At 59.0% G+C, this 14,920-nt stretch carries 10 protein-coding genes, 1 tRNA gene and 1 pseudogene; 10 read left to right on the forward strand and 2 right to left on the reverse strand.

Features of this window, described 5'->3' with window-relative positions; all coding sequences use genetic code 11:
• The first annotated feature begins 2 nt into the window (after positions 1 to 2).
• The 7 genes and pseudogenes from ACN0SW_RS10125 (at position 3) to ACN0SW_RS10155 (ending at position 6,547) form a co-directional block, all read left to right on the forward strand.
• Positions 3 to 701 (forward strand): aspartate/glutamate racemase family protein, encoded by a 699-nt coding sequence (locus ACN0SW_RS10125; protein ID WP_417727806.1) that lies wholly within the window; start codon positions 3 to 5, stop codon positions 699 to 701.
• Positions 702 to 722: 21 nt separating this feature from the next.
• On the forward strand, positions 723 to 2,099 hold the full coding sequence (locus ACN0SW_RS10130) for an NCS1 family transporter (RefSeq protein ID WP_417727807.1): 1,377 nt from the start codon (positions 723 to 725) through the stop codon (positions 2,097 to 2,099).
• Positions 2,100 to 2,181: 82 nt separating this feature from the next.
• Positions 2,182 to 3,270 (forward strand): annotated as a pseudogene (gene puuE, locus ACN0SW_RS10135) (allantoinase PuuE); the annotation flags it as partial.
• 62 nt (positions 3,271 to 3,332) lie between these two features.
• Positions 3,333 to 3,830, forward strand: a complete 498-nt coding sequence (locus tag ACN0SW_RS10140; RefSeq protein ID WP_417727808.1) for an ureidoglycolate lyase — start codon at positions 3,333 to 3,335, stop codon at positions 3,828 to 3,830.
• Complete coding sequence (locus tag ACN0SW_RS10145; protein ID WP_417727809.1) at positions 3,827 to 4,645, forward strand: bifunctional allantoicase/(S)-ureidoglycine aminohydrolase; 819 nt, start codon at positions 3,827 to 3,829, stop codon at positions 4,643 to 4,645. Before ACN0SW_RS10140 ends, ACN0SW_RS10145 begins: the two co-directional genes overlap by 4 nt.
• Positions 4,646 to 4,743: 98 nt before the next feature.
• The gene (locus tag ACN0SW_RS10150; protein ID WP_417727810.1) at positions 4,744 to 6,186 is read left to right on the forward strand and encodes an NCS1 family nucleobase:cation symporter-1; all 1,443 of its coding nucleotides are present in this window, start codon (positions 4,744 to 4,746) and stop codon (positions 6,184 to 6,186) included.
• A gap of 285 nt (positions 6,187 to 6,471) precedes the next feature.
• Positions 6,472 to 6,547: transfer RNA gene (locus ACN0SW_RS10155), tRNA-Val, on the forward strand.
• A gap of 358 nt (positions 6,548 to 6,905) precedes the next feature.
• Here the strand turns inward: ACN0SW_RS10155 and ACN0SW_RS10160 are convergent.
• The gene (locus ACN0SW_RS10160) at positions 6,906 to 7,787 is read right to left on the reverse strand and encodes a helix-turn-helix transcriptional regulator (RefSeq protein ID WP_417727811.1); all 882 of its coding nucleotides are present in this window, start codon (positions 7,785 to 7,787) and stop codon (positions 6,906 to 6,908) included.
• Between the two features lie 306 nt (positions 7,788 to 8,093).
• On the opposite strand from ACN0SW_RS10160, the gene ACN0SW_RS10165 reads away from it, so the two are divergent.
• Positions 8,094 to 11,033: an invasin domain 3-containing protein gene (locus tag ACN0SW_RS10165; protein WP_417727812.1), complete on the forward strand. Its 2,940-nt coding sequence runs from the start codon at positions 8,094 to 8,096 to the stop codon at positions 11,031 to 11,033.
• A 445-nt stretch (positions 11,034 to 11,478) separates the two neighbouring features.
• Entirely contained in the window at positions 11,479 to 12,453 is a 975-nt protein-coding gene (locus tag ACN0SW_RS10170) for a quinone oxidoreductase family protein (RefSeq protein ID WP_417727813.1), read from the forward strand.
• 21 nt (positions 12,454 to 12,474) lie between these two features.
• Here the strand turns inward: ACN0SW_RS10170 and ACN0SW_RS10175 are convergent, their stop codons facing one another.
• The gene (locus ACN0SW_RS10175; RefSeq protein ID WP_417727814.1) at positions 12,475 to 13,575 is read right to left on the reverse strand and encodes a mandelate racemase/muconate lactonizing enzyme family protein; all 1,101 of its coding nucleotides are present in this window, start codon (positions 13,573 to 13,575) and stop codon (positions 12,475 to 12,477) included.
• A 230-nt stretch (positions 13,576 to 13,805) separates the two neighbouring features.
• Between ACN0SW_RS10175 and ACN0SW_RS10180 the strand changes: the two genes are divergently transcribed.
• On the forward strand, positions 13,806 to 14,867 hold the full coding sequence (locus tag ACN0SW_RS10180) for an extracellular solute-binding protein (RefSeq protein WP_417727815.1): 1,062 nt from the start codon (positions 13,806 to 13,808) through the stop codon (positions 14,865 to 14,867).
• Positions 14,868 to 14,920: the final 53 nt, after the last annotated feature.

The following is a 14,920-nucleotide window of genomic DNA, read 5'->3' on the forward strand; positions in this document are numbered from 1 at the left end:
TTATGAAAATCTTTGTCATCAACCCCAACTCTACCACGAGCATGACCGACAAGATCGCCGCCTCTGCGCGGGCGGTCACGGCGCCCGGTGTCGTGATTGAGGCGCGCTCGGGAGTGGGGGCACCGGCCAGCATTGAAGGGCATTACGATGAGGCGATGGCGGTGCCGCGCCTGCTGGCGCAGGTCCGTGAGGCCGAGGCGCAGGAGGCCGATGCCATTGTTGTGGCCTGCTTTGACGATCCCGGCATAGGGGCGTGCCGCGAGATTGCAACGGGTCCGGTGATTGGGATCTGTGAGGCCGCAGTTAAGGCCGCAAGTATGATCGCCACCTCCTTCAGCGTGGTGACGACGCTGCCGCGCTCGGTACCGATCATCGAGGAGTTGGTGCGCCGCTACGGGCTGGATCATCAATGCCGCCGCGTGCGCTCGGCCGCCATTCCGGTTCTGGCGCTGGAAGAGCCCGGATCGAATGCCCGCCAATTGGTGCGCGCCGAAATCCTCAGGGCGATCGAGGAGGATCGTTGCGAGGCCGTGGTTCTGGGCTGTGCCGGCATGGCCGACCTTGCCGCATGGCTGACGGAAGAGACCGGTATTCCCGTCATCGACGGCGTGACGGTGGCCACAAAATTCGCCGAAGCCCTGATCGGGGCGGGGCTGAAAACCAGCAAGATCGGCGCCTACGCGCCACCAAACCCGAAATAATGCATCTCAGGGAGGAGAGACATGACAATTTCCGATACAAACGGGGCCGCTATACCGCATGAGAGGCATATGCCCGAGGTGATCGAACACAAGGGTCTGGGCGAGGAATCGCTGGCCCCACAGAAAACGCGGATCATGGACCCGTGGTCCTATCTCTTTGCGTGGCTGGGTGGGTGTGTGTCGATCGGCACCTTCACCATCGGTTCGGGCCTTGTGGGCACGCTCAATCTGCTACAGGTGTTTCTGGCCATCGCCATCGGCTGCACGGTGATTGGCCTTGCGCTGATGATCAACGGGGCGGCAGGCCATAAATACGGCATCCCGATGATGGTGCAATTGCGCTCGGCCTTTGGGTTTTCGGGCGCGCGCGTTCCGGCGCTGGTGCGCTCTGTCCCCGCGCTTGTCTGGTTCGGATTTCAAAGCTGGATTGGCGCAGGCGCGCTCAATCTGGTGAGCGAGACACTGTTTGGCTATTCCAATATCGTTGTGTTCTTTGTCGGGTTTCAGGCGCTGCAGATCATGCTGTCAGTGCTGGGGTTCCACGGCATCAAGTGGCTGGAAAACATCGGGTCTGTGTTCATCATCGGCGCGCTGATCTACATGTTCACCTCTGTTATTGGTAAATATGGCGACGAGATCAGCACCAACTTGATCAATGTCGAGGGCACATGGGGTGCGCCGTTCTGGGGGGCGACCATGCTCTTTCTTGGCATCTATGCCACGATGATGCTGAACGTCTCGGACTACAGCCGAGAATTGCGGCAGGATGTCGGGCGGGTGCGCCAAGTGGTGATCTACGCCAACTCGATCCTGCCTGCGACGCTCTTCATGGGGCTGATCGGCCTCATGGTGTCGAGTGCCACCGGCGAGGTCGATCCGATCCGCGTCTTCTCGAACGCGGTCGATAACAAGCTCTTGCTCGTCATCACATTGCTGTTCATCGCTTTTGCGCAGGTGACGACGAACATTCTCAACAATGTCGTGCCACCCGCCTATGCGCTGATGGATGTGTTCAAGCTGAGCTACAAGACCTCTGCCGTGCTGGTCGGTCTGCTGGCCTTTGCCACCTTCCCTTGGGAATTGGTCAAGAACGAATCCGCTGCCGGTCTAAACCTCTTTATCCAGACCTATAGCGCCTTCCTGGGGCCGATCTTTGCGATCCTCGTGGTGGATTACTATGTGCTGCGCCGTCAGACGCTCGATCTTGATAAACTCTATGACGAGACCGGCGATTATGCGGGCTATAACCCCGCCGCCCTGATTGCCATGGCGGTGGGTGTGGTCGCGGCGCTGACCTTCTCGGCGGTGTCATGGTATGCCAGCCTGATCCCGGCGGGTGTAACCTACTACTTGCTGATGCAGCATCTGCCCGCCGCGCGCCGGTTCCTCGACCGCTGAGGCGGACCAGACCTGAGCAGGGGGCGTCACGCGCCCTCTGCCGCACGATTTTCCTGAACAAACCCGACCCAAAGGTGCAGTGATGACCCGCTATCCCAGAGACCTGCGTGGCTATGGCCCCCAAACCCCTGACCCCAAATGGCCCGGTGGGGCAAAGATCGCGGTGCAATTCGTACTGAATTACGAAGAGGGCGGCGAGAATTGCCTGTTGCATGGTGATGCCGCCTCAGAGGCGTTTCTGTCAGATATTCCGGGGGCGGCCCCATGGCCCGGACAACGCCATTGGAACATGGAGTCAGTCTACGACTATGGAGCGCGCGCCGGATTCTGGCGGCTCTATCGCCTCTTTACCGGGGCAGAGATACCGCTGACGATTTACGGAGTTGCCTCGGCACTGGCGCGCAGCCCCGAACAGGTGGCCGCGATGCAAACAGCCGATTGGGAGATTGCCAGTCACGGGCTGAAATGGGTCGAGCATAAGGACATGCCCGAGGCCGAGGAACGCGCCGCGATTGCCGAGGCAGTGCGCCTGCACACCGAGGTTGTCGGAGAACGTCCGCGCGGCTGGTATACGGGGCGGTGCAGCGTCAACACCGTGCGTCTTGTCGCCGAAGAGGGCGGGTTCGACTATATCTCGGATTGCTATGATGACGACCTGCCGCATTGGCATGAGTTCGGAGCGCGCGATCAGCTGTTGATCCCCTACACGCTCGAATGTAACGACATGCGCTTTGCCGCCTCGCCCGGTTGGGTGACCGGCGGCGATTTCGAATCCTACCTGACCGACACCTTTGATACGCTCTATGCCGAGGGGCAGGCGGGCGCGCCCAAGATGATGACCGTGGGCCTGCATTGCCGCCTCATTGGCCGCCCCGGCAAGATCGCGGGCCTGCGCCGTTTCCTCGAGCATGTTCAGAGCCATGCAAACGTATGGTGCCCGCGCCGGATCGACATTGCAGAACACTGGGCGAACACCCATCCGCACGGCCGCCGCGAGCGGCCCAGCCAGATGGACCGCGCCCGCTTTGCCGAGGTGTTCGGCCCGCTGCTCCCCGCCCCGTGGATCGCGGACCGCGCATGGCAGATGGAGCTTGGCCCGGCCCATGACAGCGCGGTGGGGTTGCTCAATGCCTTCAGCCGTGCGCTGCGACAGGCCACACCGTCAGAGCGCGGCCCTCTCAGCTGCGCGCAGCTTGAGGCTGACACCCTGCCCCGGTTGCAGGCGCTCTTGCCATGAGCGGCGCGTGCATCGTGGCTGAGCCGCTGACCGCGCAGGCCTTTGCCCCTTACGGTGATGTGCTCGAAGTGGCGGGCGCGCCCGACCGGATGATCAACGCAGGTCTTTGTGGGCGCTTTCACGACCGGGCCCGGCTCGAGTTTCTGGAGGGGCGCGCCGGGATCAGCCTGTTTGAGGCCAAGGCGCGGTATCTGCCCTATACGCTCGACCTGATGGAGCGGCATCCGATGGGCTCTCAGGCTTTTGTGCCGCTCGACGGGGTGCCGATGCTGCTTTGCGTGGCTGGGGATGAGGGCGATCGCCCCGCCGCCCTGCGCGCTTATCTGAGCCAGCCGGGGCAGGCGGTCAATCTCCTGCGTAATGTCTGGCACGGCGTACTGGCCCCCATCGGGCGTGCCGGGCGTTATGCCGTGATCGACCGGATCGGCCCCGGCGACAATCTAGAAGAAGTCCATTTTGACCAGCCTCTGACCGTGAAAGGACCGCGCCCATGACTCAGCGCAGCTATTACGCCCCCAAAGGGGGCCTGCCGCCGCAAACCCAGCTTTTGACCGGACGCGCCGCCTTTACCGAGGCCTATGCCGTCATCCCGCGTGGCACCATGAGCGACATCGTAACGAGCTATCTGCCCTTCTGGGACAAGGCGCGGTTCTGGGTTCTGGCGCGGCCCCTCTCGGGCTTTGCCGAGACTTTCTCGCAATATATCGCCGAGGTGCTGCCGGGCGGCGGATCAGACCACCCCGAGACCGAGGAGGGCGTCGAGGCGGCGCTTTTTGTTGTCGAAGGCGCGCTGCGGCTGACCATTGAGGGGCAGGCGTATGACATGACCGAGGGCGGTTTTGCCTTTATCCCGCCGGGAACCGTGTGGACGCTGCACAACGCCGGTGAGACCCCTGTCAGGTTCCACTGGCTGCGCAAGGCGTATCAGGCGGTCGCCGGTCTCGATCACCCTCCGGCCATGGTCGTAAATGAAAACGACATCGCCCCGGTGCCGATGCCCGACACCGATGGCGGTTGGGCCACGACGCGTTTCATGGACCCTGCCGACCTGCGCCACGACATGCATGTGACGGTCGTCACCTTCCAACCCGGCGCGGTGATCCCCTTTGCTGAGACCCATGTGATGGAACACGGGCTATATGTGCTGGAGGGCAAGGCTGTCTATCGGCTCAATCAGGATTGGGTCGAGGTCGAAGCGGGCGATTTCATGTGGCTGCGCGCCTTTTGTCCGCAGGCCTGTTACGCGGGCGGGCCGGGGCCGTTTCGCTATCTGCTCTACAAGGATGTGAACCGGCATATGACACTCTGAGCCTCCGTGTGGGGGCGCTGCCCCCACACCCCCGAGGTATTTAGGGCCAGATGAAACGTCACGGATAATCTAGAATTCGATCGGTCAGGGAGGAAAAAATGACAGCAATCGAACACGGGCATGTGCCCAAAGGCAATACGATGGACCCCGAGGGCAATACCCTCAACCCGGTCGGGGCGGATGAGAAAACATGGGGCTGGTTCGCCATCTTCAACGTCTGGGCGAATGATGTGCAGTCGCTCTTTGGCTACTCGCTGGTGGCCTCGCTCTTTATCTCTTACGGGGTTAGCGGCTGGACCGCTTTTGCCGCCCTCATCGCAGCCGGGCTCTTTACCATGTGGATGGTCAACCTCTCGGGGGCTGCAGGCGAGAAATATGGCATCCCCTATCCGGTGCTGGCGCGTGCCAGCCTTGGCACCAGCGGTGCAAAACTGCCTGCGATCCTGCGCGCGACGGTGGCGGTGTTCTGGTACGGTGTTCAGGTCTATTTCGCCTCGACGGCTGTCGCGCTTCTGATCCGGTCGATCACCGGGGCGAGCGGCGGCGCGGAGATCCTTGGGTTGACGGGCATCGACTGGGTGTCATTCGTGATCGTCTGGGCCTTTCACATTGTGATCTTCTGGCGCGGCATGAACTGGGTCGAGACCTTTCTCAACATCGCGGGGCCATTCGTTTATCTGGTGATGATCGGTCTCGTCATCGTGCTCTGGCAACGCTCTGACGGACAGCTATTGTCCGCTGCGGGCACCATATTTGCCAATCCGGACGCAACCTTTGCCAGCGAATTCAACGGCTTTGTTGCCATCGTCGGCACTATGGTGGCCTATTTCGCGGCGGTGATGATCAATTTCAGCGACTTTTCCCGCTATGCCAAGGACAAGCCGACCATGCTCTTGGGCAACCTCACCGGCTTGCCGCTCAATATGATCCTGTTCTCGGCGCTGGCGCTTTTGACCACGGCTGGGGCGGCGGTGGTGTTCGGCGAGGAAATCACCAACCCGAGTGAGATTGTGGAACGCACCGACTCTGTTCTTTTGGGCGTCATCGCGGCGATTACCTTCTTTGCCGCAACCGTTGGCATCAATCTGGTCGCCAATTTCATCCCAGCGGTGAACGGCATCGCCAACCTTGCCCCCGGCAAGATCAGCTTTCGCAAGGCCGGGCTTATCACCTCGGTTTTTGCGTTGATCATCGGCGGGCTCTGGACCAGCTTTATCAGCGAATTCGGCATTGGCGGTTTCGTCAATACGCTCGGGGCCACACTTGCGCCGATCTTTGGCATCATGATCGTGGACTACTATGTTCATCGCAAAGGGCATCTTGATCTCGACGATCTTTATGACGTGCAGGCCGGTCGCTATCATTATGAGAATGGGTGGAACCGGACGGCGGTCACCGCCTTTGCGCTGGCTGCGATTTTCTCTGTGGCAACCGTTTGGGTGCCGTGGTTCGGGTTCCTTTCCGGTTACAACTGGGTGATTGGTGCGGTGCTCGGGGGTGCGATCTATAACCTCTTGGCCAAAGGTAAGATTAGGGTCTGATCCGCACAGGAGAGCGGGCTGACGAGGTGGAGGTGCCTTGTTAGCCCCTCTCTGGGTTGGCCTTTTACCATGGGCCTGCCCAAGCTTGGATGCGCCAAGGCGAGCCCTCCGCGAGCCAGCGGGGAGATGGTCGGAGCGCAGCCACCGTGGGTGGCTAAATCTCACGCCTTCTTGAGCCAACAGGTTCGCGCGTAGGGCCAGTGTTGATTAAACCAGCGCTGATTTGCGTTCGATTGCGCAAAGCCTCTTGCGCAGGCGGAACGGCTTGGCTATCACGCGCGGCACGGGTGATTAGCTCAGTTGGTAGAGCGCTTCGTTTACACCGAAGATGTCGGGAGTTCGAGTCTCTCATCACCCACCATCCCAACCTCTTGATCTTGCTAATGTATTGATATTTAAGGACCTGATCCGCCTCAACCGGTACATAGAGGTGGTACATCATGGGTCTTGCGATGCCGAATCCATCCTGAGCCGGAAACCTGTATTGTCGGCGGGTAAATGTGCCCTCAGATGTTAAAGATCGCGTAAAGGGCACCCGAGTTCGCCAATCGGATGCTGGACAGGCAGGCAAATGCTTGGGCCGCGGACAAGGGCGGCCGTGCTCGATGGAAGGCTCAGCGTGTTGTGCGGCCGAAATGCTGCATGACCCCCAACTTCTTGCCACTCTCCCTGATTAAGTGTCAACAGGCCCTAGTTGTCATCCGTCTGACACCACCCCGTCACATAAAGCCGGCGCGGTATTTTTCACGGATTACAGGGCTTTTCTTCCCCCAAAATGAATTGGCAACGCTAGGCCCGGTGATCCTGAACACATCGGCCAATCCTTCTGAGGGAGCACGTGGATGGCGATGCACGTGTTCCATTCCGATCAACTCACACAGACGCTTACCTTCGAAAGAGAAGGCGGTCGCGCAGCAATCCTCAATCAGGATATCGTTCTTGGCAAGGTCGCTCAAAGTCTTGCTCAGCGCAGATAACAGCAAGTTGAGCGTCGTGGCCCCCCGATCTTGGGAACGTACCGCAATGATCGGCATATATGCTTTGTAACGCCCCTCAACCACAGGGAAATCGAGCATCTCGACAAAGATTTCAGAGTCTACAATCGAGCCTTCCAGGATAGCTTTGTAGAAGGTGTCTTTCACGCACACGAACTGCCAATATCCGACAATTTCATCTCCATTGACAATTATTCGCCAAGTATAGGGGCTGTGAAAGAATATTGGGGCCCACTGCTGAGGCGTCCCTTCATGTTCAGAACAGATGCCTGCGATTGTCGCCTCATCCAACGCAATTAAGTCGGTCAAGAAGGCTTCGTAGTCACCATTGTATTTGGACGCCACAAATTCATGGCCCGCAATGCGATAGTTCTTTTCCCCATGGCTGTTTCCGAACCAGTCTTCCAGTAGTTCGACGATCTTACCTTCTCGCCAATCAAAAAAGCGCTTGAGTTCCGTCAGACTTTCCTTGTCAGGCAGATGCCGGTCTTTGACCCAAGAGGTGACGGTGTTGTTAGATACACCAATGTTCTCTGCGAGACCACTTTGGCTCATGCCTTTTTGGTGTAGGCCTGCCCGTATCGCAGCAGAAAGCTTGGATGTCATCGATGCTGCCCCTCCGCATGAAACTGTGTGCGAGTAACGGCTAACAGGTCCACTTGTAAAGTGCTTGTATTCGAGGTTGCCCTCGATTCTGTGGCGATGTCCCGACTGATCTTCCGATGTACGATTGTGAGAGGTTTGGAATGAAGTCGAAGTGCGCACGAACGGGTTGCTGCACTAATCGATTCGTCTGACCACAGTCAGGCTTCCGAGGGTGATAATGCCGCGTCCAATCCAACGCATCTCCACAGCACACCATGACCTCAGACGAACGCTGCAGCTATCCCGATAACAATTGGATCCTACCCCATGACTTCAGAAACCGTTTCCTCTCTCCGAGCGCTTTTCGCGAAAATTCTTGTAATCACATGCTTCTGGCTCCTGACTGGGGGAGGCGCGACAGCCCAGCAGACCCGCGTCAGCGTCGGGTTCGAAGATGGTTTCCTTGGAGAGTATGCGAACCAAGCTCATGCGCCAACCCAAGCCCAAACTTTCGCCACTCTGGGCATCCAGTCTGCCGTAATTTCCCAATTGACCGACAACGGACAGTTTGGTGGGTCGCAAGGTAACGACTTCGTTGTCGACGTAACTATGCTTTATACAAACGGCAGCACTTCTTCCTTTGCAGCCGCCGTGAACTGGCGGGACACGCAAGGCAGCAGCGTCTATGGGATTGGCCTGATCGGGACTGATTCAGCAGGCAATCCGATCGCAGATCCGGCGGACGGTTCTGGTTATCCGCTCTCAACGGGTTTGTCGAAAACCTATGTGTTCCAGTTTATCGGCTCTCCACGGGCGTATCAGGACACTGCTGTTGGGGCCGCCGAACCCAGTGTGAGCGGCAACGCCGCCACCGCTGGGCTTCTTGATGCGCTGAATGCTTACCTGGCTAGCTCCACGCCCGGAACGGAACCATCACCGTTGACGTCGACAATCACCGCAGCGGACATCCAGATAGATGCTGATGGGGTGACAACGACTCTTGTAACGATCCAGTTGAAGGACGTTAACGGAAACAACATCACGATCGGTGGTTTTCCGGTGACCCTTGCAACATCGGCCGGCGTTCTGATTGGATCGCTACAGGACAACGGTGACGGTACTTACACGCAGTTGCTGCAATCTTCTACCACGGGCGAAACCGCAATTCTGACCGGAACGCTTGACGCGGATGGGGCTGGCGGCAATCCCGCCGCCGAAATCAATGACGACGCCACCGTTGAGTTCGTTCCGAATTCCCCCGAGATCACGGGCGAGAAGACGGTTGTGCTGGACGACCGCGACAGCTCGGGCGGTTTGAGCGCGGGGGATGTGCTGGTCTATACGATCACGGCGACCAACACAGGCAACGTGACGTTGACCGGGGTGACGGTTGCGCAGGACACGCTGTTGCGGGCGGATGGATCGGCCCCGGCGAACGCCTTTGGCGCGGGTGATTTCACCACCGGCGATTCGACGACCTTGGCCCCGGGTGGAAGCGCGGTGTTCACCGGGTCCTACACGGTGGCGCAGGCCGATGTGGACGCGGGTGGGCTGAGCAACAGCGCGCGGGTGGCAGGGACGCCCTCGGGCGGAGGTACGCCGGTCGAAGACGTAACGGACAATGGCGACGATAGCGACGGCAACACCGAGGATGACACGACGGTCATCGCGGCGCCGCCCCCGACACCGGCGCTGGAACTGGTGCTTCTGGAAGACATCGCGCCCCTGGGTGTAATCCAGCCGCTGATCCCGGGCACGAGCGTGATCGATATGGACGGCGACGGGCGGGTGAGCCCGGGCGACCGGATCTATTACGTCTATCATGTGACCAACACGGGCAATGTGACGCTGACCGGCATCGGCATCAATGATCCGGACGCAGTGGTGACCGGCGGCCCGATCGACCTGGTGCCGGGGCAGGCTGATACTGCGACCTTCTCGGGTTACCAGGAGATCACGCAAGCCGATATCGCTGCGGGTGAACTGGCCAACCAGGCCACAGCCACCGGCACGAGCCCTGCGGGCAAGGATGATGTCAGCGACGTCTCCGACGATGTAGGCCCCGGAAGCGATGCCACGGTGACGAGACTACCCGCACAGGCAGCGCCCGCCCCAATCTTGCCGCAGATCGAAGAGAGTGTGCGGGAAATCCTGGAAGAGGATCTCGAGGACACCGTACGAACGCAACTGACCCGTTTTTCCAGTTTGTCAGCCGCCGGTTTGGGACGTCTGCGCGAAGGCGAAGATTTGGACGCTGATTGCGGCAGCCAAGGTGAGTTCGATCCAGACGGGAGTTTCCTGATCGAAGGAACAACTCTTTCGACGGAGGTGGGTTCAGAACGTGTAATTCGTGATTGTGGACGAGATCTATGGATCATCCGCCAATTCGATCTGAGATATGACCATAACGATGATTTGGGACATCGGTTTGATCTGTTTTTTGGCGAGCAGCGCGAACGGTTCATTTCGGACGGTCAACTCCGAGGCTGGTTCTGGGGAACGTCGGCAAGCCAGACGAAGGTTGACAGCTCACAGCATTCGGCAACCGGTGAAATTCTAGGGTTTAGCGGACATGTCGGAGTGTATGGTGCGGAACGATATGAGTCGGGTCTTTTTCTCGACTTCTACGGTGCGCTCTCCGCCGGCCAGAAACGCTATGAGCTAAAATTTGATCTTTCGAGCGATATCGAAGCGAATGGAGACTATCTTTATGCAGCTCTCTTTGCCGGTGTTGGACTAAGTGGTGAAACAAAGTTCGATGACTGGACTGTCGCGCCAGCGATCCGCCTGGACGTTGCGCATGCCTTTGCCGGTGATGCTTCAGTGTCAGCACAGTATGCTTCGCTTCCCAATTACGAGGAAAACGCTTCGATTCAATTGGATGATAAAGCAATAGTGCGCCTTTCCGCGGAAGTCCTCTTTGGGAACGATCCTTCATTTGCAGGCGACGGGGTGGGTTTCTGGGACAAAGTCGGCGGGCAGTTTGTTTTCGCACCCCGCCTATTCTGTGACCTTATGCTTGACGGCGGTAATACTGATTGTGGCCTGGGAGGCTATCTTGAATATTTAGAAGCTGATGACGGCAGTAAGGACGAAACAGCATATCGTCTCGACTATGAGCGCAGATCCGAGGGGGACTATAGCATTGCGGGCCAGATCAGCCACCGGCAGAGAATCGTAAACGGAAAAGGCACGTTTGAAAACGCGCTGTCTATTAGCCAAGATGGGGCGGCGACAGTTAGTTCAAATGTTGAAATCGAGTTCTAGAAGGGTCAAGCGTGACCTGATGGAGCCGTTGCGTTAATGTGGTGACCGCGCCTTGGGCAGGAGGTATTTTCAGAGCTGTTGCAGGCGCGTCGCCGGGTGCAACACAAGAGGTCTTGAGCGTTTGCAGATTTGAATAGCAGTCGCTGACCCTTGGTTTCACTTCGTGAAGCTGCCTCCTTCATGGCTATCGTGCGTCCCAGTTCATTACCACGTTCCTATCAGGCTTCCGAGTACCGCTTGGGCTTTCTATATTTCTCGAGAGAGATTCAGGACCATCCGCCATGATGTCTTGCACCTCTTTTGATGGATACAGGCGCGACCCGTCGTGATCGCGGGCCATTCCAACGCCTGCTTGGGATTGCCTTTCGTGGTCGGCTGCCCTTTAGTCGGGCAAAGCCGCTGTGATGCCAAGGGTCGCATCACAGGCATTGTAGGGAGCAAAATCATGGCGCGAACGGTTATCATTGAAAAGGCAGGCGGAGCGGAAGAGCTGAAGCTGGTCGATCTGGACGTGGGCGAGCCGGGACCGGGCGAAATTCGGATACGCCACAAGGCCTGCGGGTTGAATTTCATCGACGTATACCAGCGTACTGGCCTCTATCCGATGACCTATCCGCATGCCTTGGGTATGGAGGCTGCGGGTATAGTCGAGGCGGTGGGCGAGGGGGTGACGCACCTCAAACCCGGTGACCGTGCCGCTTATGCCGCGACCCCACCGGGGGCCTACGCCGAGGCGCGCGTGATGCCTGCGGCGCAGGTCTGCCCGCTGCCGGATGGCATTTCCTTTGAGGATGCGGCCTCGATCATGTTGCAAGGGATGACGGTGGAATATCTCTTTCACCGGGTCTGGCCGCTGGAGGCGGGGCAGACGGTGCTGTTCCATGCCGCTGCCGGGGGCGTGGGCCTGCTCGCCTGCCAATGGGCGCGCTCTGAAGGCATCACCCTGATCGGCACCGCGGGCACGGATGAGAAATGCAGGCTCGCGCTGGAGAACGGGGCGAGCGCCTGCATCAATTACCGCGATCGAGATTTCGTGGCGGAGGTCAAGGCCCTGACCGACGGCAAGGGGGTTGACGTGGTGATGGACGGGGTGGGCAAAGATACGTTCACAGCTTCGCTTGATTGTCTGAAACCGCTGGGCATGATGATGTCCTTTGGAAATGCCTCGGGTCCGGTCGAGCCGGTCAGCCTGCTGACGCTTGCTGCCAAGGGATCGCTCAAGCTGACGCGCACCACGCTGTTCACGTTCCTCGCGGATCATGCACGCTGTCAGGATATGGCGCGGCATCTGTTTGCCAAGGTTGAGAGCGGCGCGGTCAAGGTGAACATCGGTCAGACCTTTCCGCTGGAAAAAGTTGCCGATGCGCACCGCGCGCTGGAAGGGCGTCAGACGACAGGATCGACGATCCTGACCCTCTGAGATCGGGGCAGGCAGGGGCTGCTAACGTTCGGAGACTTGATAGGTTGCGGCCTCTAGCCAAGCAGGTGAGATTTCGACGCCCCATCCGGGGGCGTCAGTGACCGTGGCGTGCCCCTCGTCGATCCGGTAGGGATCACCGAGAAACAGGCCCTCTTGCCATGGGTAATAGTCCGGCCCCTCGATTGAGAACTCAAGATATTTTCCGGCATTGGGAATGGCGCGCAAGAGGTGCATGGTGCACATGGTGACCAGCGAAAGGTTGGCGGCATGTGGGGTCACGGGCAGGCCCGCGCGCGCGGCCATCCGGCAAACCTCAAGGGTGCGGTGCATGCCCCCCATGTACATCACATCCGGTTGCACGATATCGACGGCCTTGCGGTCCAGCATCAATTGCCAGCTCGAATATTCGCAATCCTGCTCGCCGCCTGCAACATCAAGCAGGAGCGCGGCGCGTGTAGCGGCGGTTTGGTCGTATTCCCAATAGGGGCAGGGTTCCTCGAAATGGCCGATGCCATGATCCTGCAGCAGCTTGCCCACTTCTATGGCGCGGGCGGGGGAATAGCAGGAATTGCCATCCACGAGCTTGTCGATGCCGTCCCCAAGTGCGTGAGACACGGTTGGCACAACTGCCTCGGTACGACCAGGCCATTCGTCGTGATTGCGCCCGGCCTCCGCGCCGACGCGCCATTTGAACGCGGTAAACCCCTTGTCGTCGCGCAGTCGGCAAAAACGGGCGGCCTCGTCCTCGGGGCTAATGTCGCGGCGCATAGAACTGGCATAGGCGCGCACCTTTCCCGGCGTGCCACCGAGCAGGGATACGACGGGTTTCCCCTCAAGCTTGCCCCGCAGGTCCCACAGGGCTGTGTCGAGTCCGGTCATGGCGCGGCGTAGGTAGCTGCCGGGAAATTTCAGCTCACGTTCATAGATCAGGTTCAGGGTGTCGGCAAAATCGAGTGCATCGGTGCCAAGCGCATGTGGCGCGATCTGGCGGTGAAAGATCGTGCAGGTGATGTCGGCGTTATAAGTCGAGACCTGCCCCCAGCCCTGCGCCCCGCTATCCGTCGTCGCGCGAACGAATCCCACGAATTCGTTCGTAAAAGTCTCAAGTCGGGCAATCCGCATGTCAGCCTCCAGATGTGGTTGCTGATTATGCTGGCGTCGGATTGGAATGGGAGCAAGCTCCACTCTAGGATGCCGCAGCAGTCCATTTTAGGACGTTGTGTGGATATATTCGCGTGATTTCCTGAACGGGTCGACGTCTGATAAGCGTTTCTTGACGCGCGCACTGCGACGACTTAGCGTCTCGGCAGGAAAACAATCCCGGAAATCGGGCGATACACAGGGAGTAGACGATGAGAAAGCTGATAGGAACAATCCTGACCAGCGCAAGCTTTGCGCTGTTGGGCACCGCAGGGTCGGCAGAGACCTTGCGTCTTTTGACATGGGGGGGCTATGCCCCTGAATCCGTGATTTCGGCTTTCAAAGCGGAAACCGGAATCGATGTCGAAGTGACGTTGTCGAACAACGAAGATATGATTTCCAAGCTGCGCGCCACAGGGGGCGCAGGCTTTGATCTGGCGCAGCCCAGCCAAGATCGTATCCTTGGACCGCAGCAAGAATTCGGCATCTACAAGCCGCTTGATCTGAGCCAGATCGACAAGTCGCAATTCATTGGCGATCTCTATGAGGCCTCAGTCGCGGCAACCACGGTGGATGGTGCCGCCTATGGCGTGGCGCATATCTGGGGGGTGTCGGGTTTTGCGGTGGACCGGTCTGTGGCGGGGGATATCAAGACCTATGCCGATCTTTGCTCGGCCGACTATGCCGGTAAAATCTCCATGAGAACCAAGCGCATAGCGCTTTTAGGCTTTGCTTTTGCGGCGGGCGAAGATCCGTTTGCGGCCTATTCCGATCCTGCCAAATACGCGGAAATCATTACCGCCGCAGCCACGGCAATGGGTGAATGCAAGGCCAATGTAAAAGCCTATTGGACTGGTGCGGACGACCTCTTGGCGATGATGCGCTCGGGTGAAGTTGTTGCGGCAGAGGCTTGGGATGCGACCGGGTTCAAGTTGAATGGAGAGGATGCAAAGTGGAATTTTGTGGCGCCTTCGACCGGGGCGCTGGGCTGGATTGATACCTTTGCCATTCCGGCCAAGGGCGAGAATGATGCAGCGGCGTACAAGTGGATCAATTTTGTGATGCGGCCAGACATCGCCGCGCAGATCGTCAATCAGGCGGGATCATTCTCGGCCTCCCAAGGGTCGGATGAGTTGGTCGACCCGGCGTTGCGCGCGGCCTATCAGGAAGCATTCCCGCCGGAGGTGATTTCCAACATCAAATGGTTCCCGCCAATTCCCGCGGGCCTTGAGGACATCGAAGGCCGTCTGCTGGACCAAATCGCGGCTCAATAACGCAAATGTGATGCGGCAGAGGGTCTGCCGCATCACCCAAAAAGGTAGAGCAG

The organism is Roseovarius sp., from assembly GCF_048262375.1.
Taxonomy (GTDB): domain Bacteria; phylum Pseudomonadota; class Alphaproteobacteria; order Rhodobacterales; family Rhodobacteraceae; genus Roseovarius.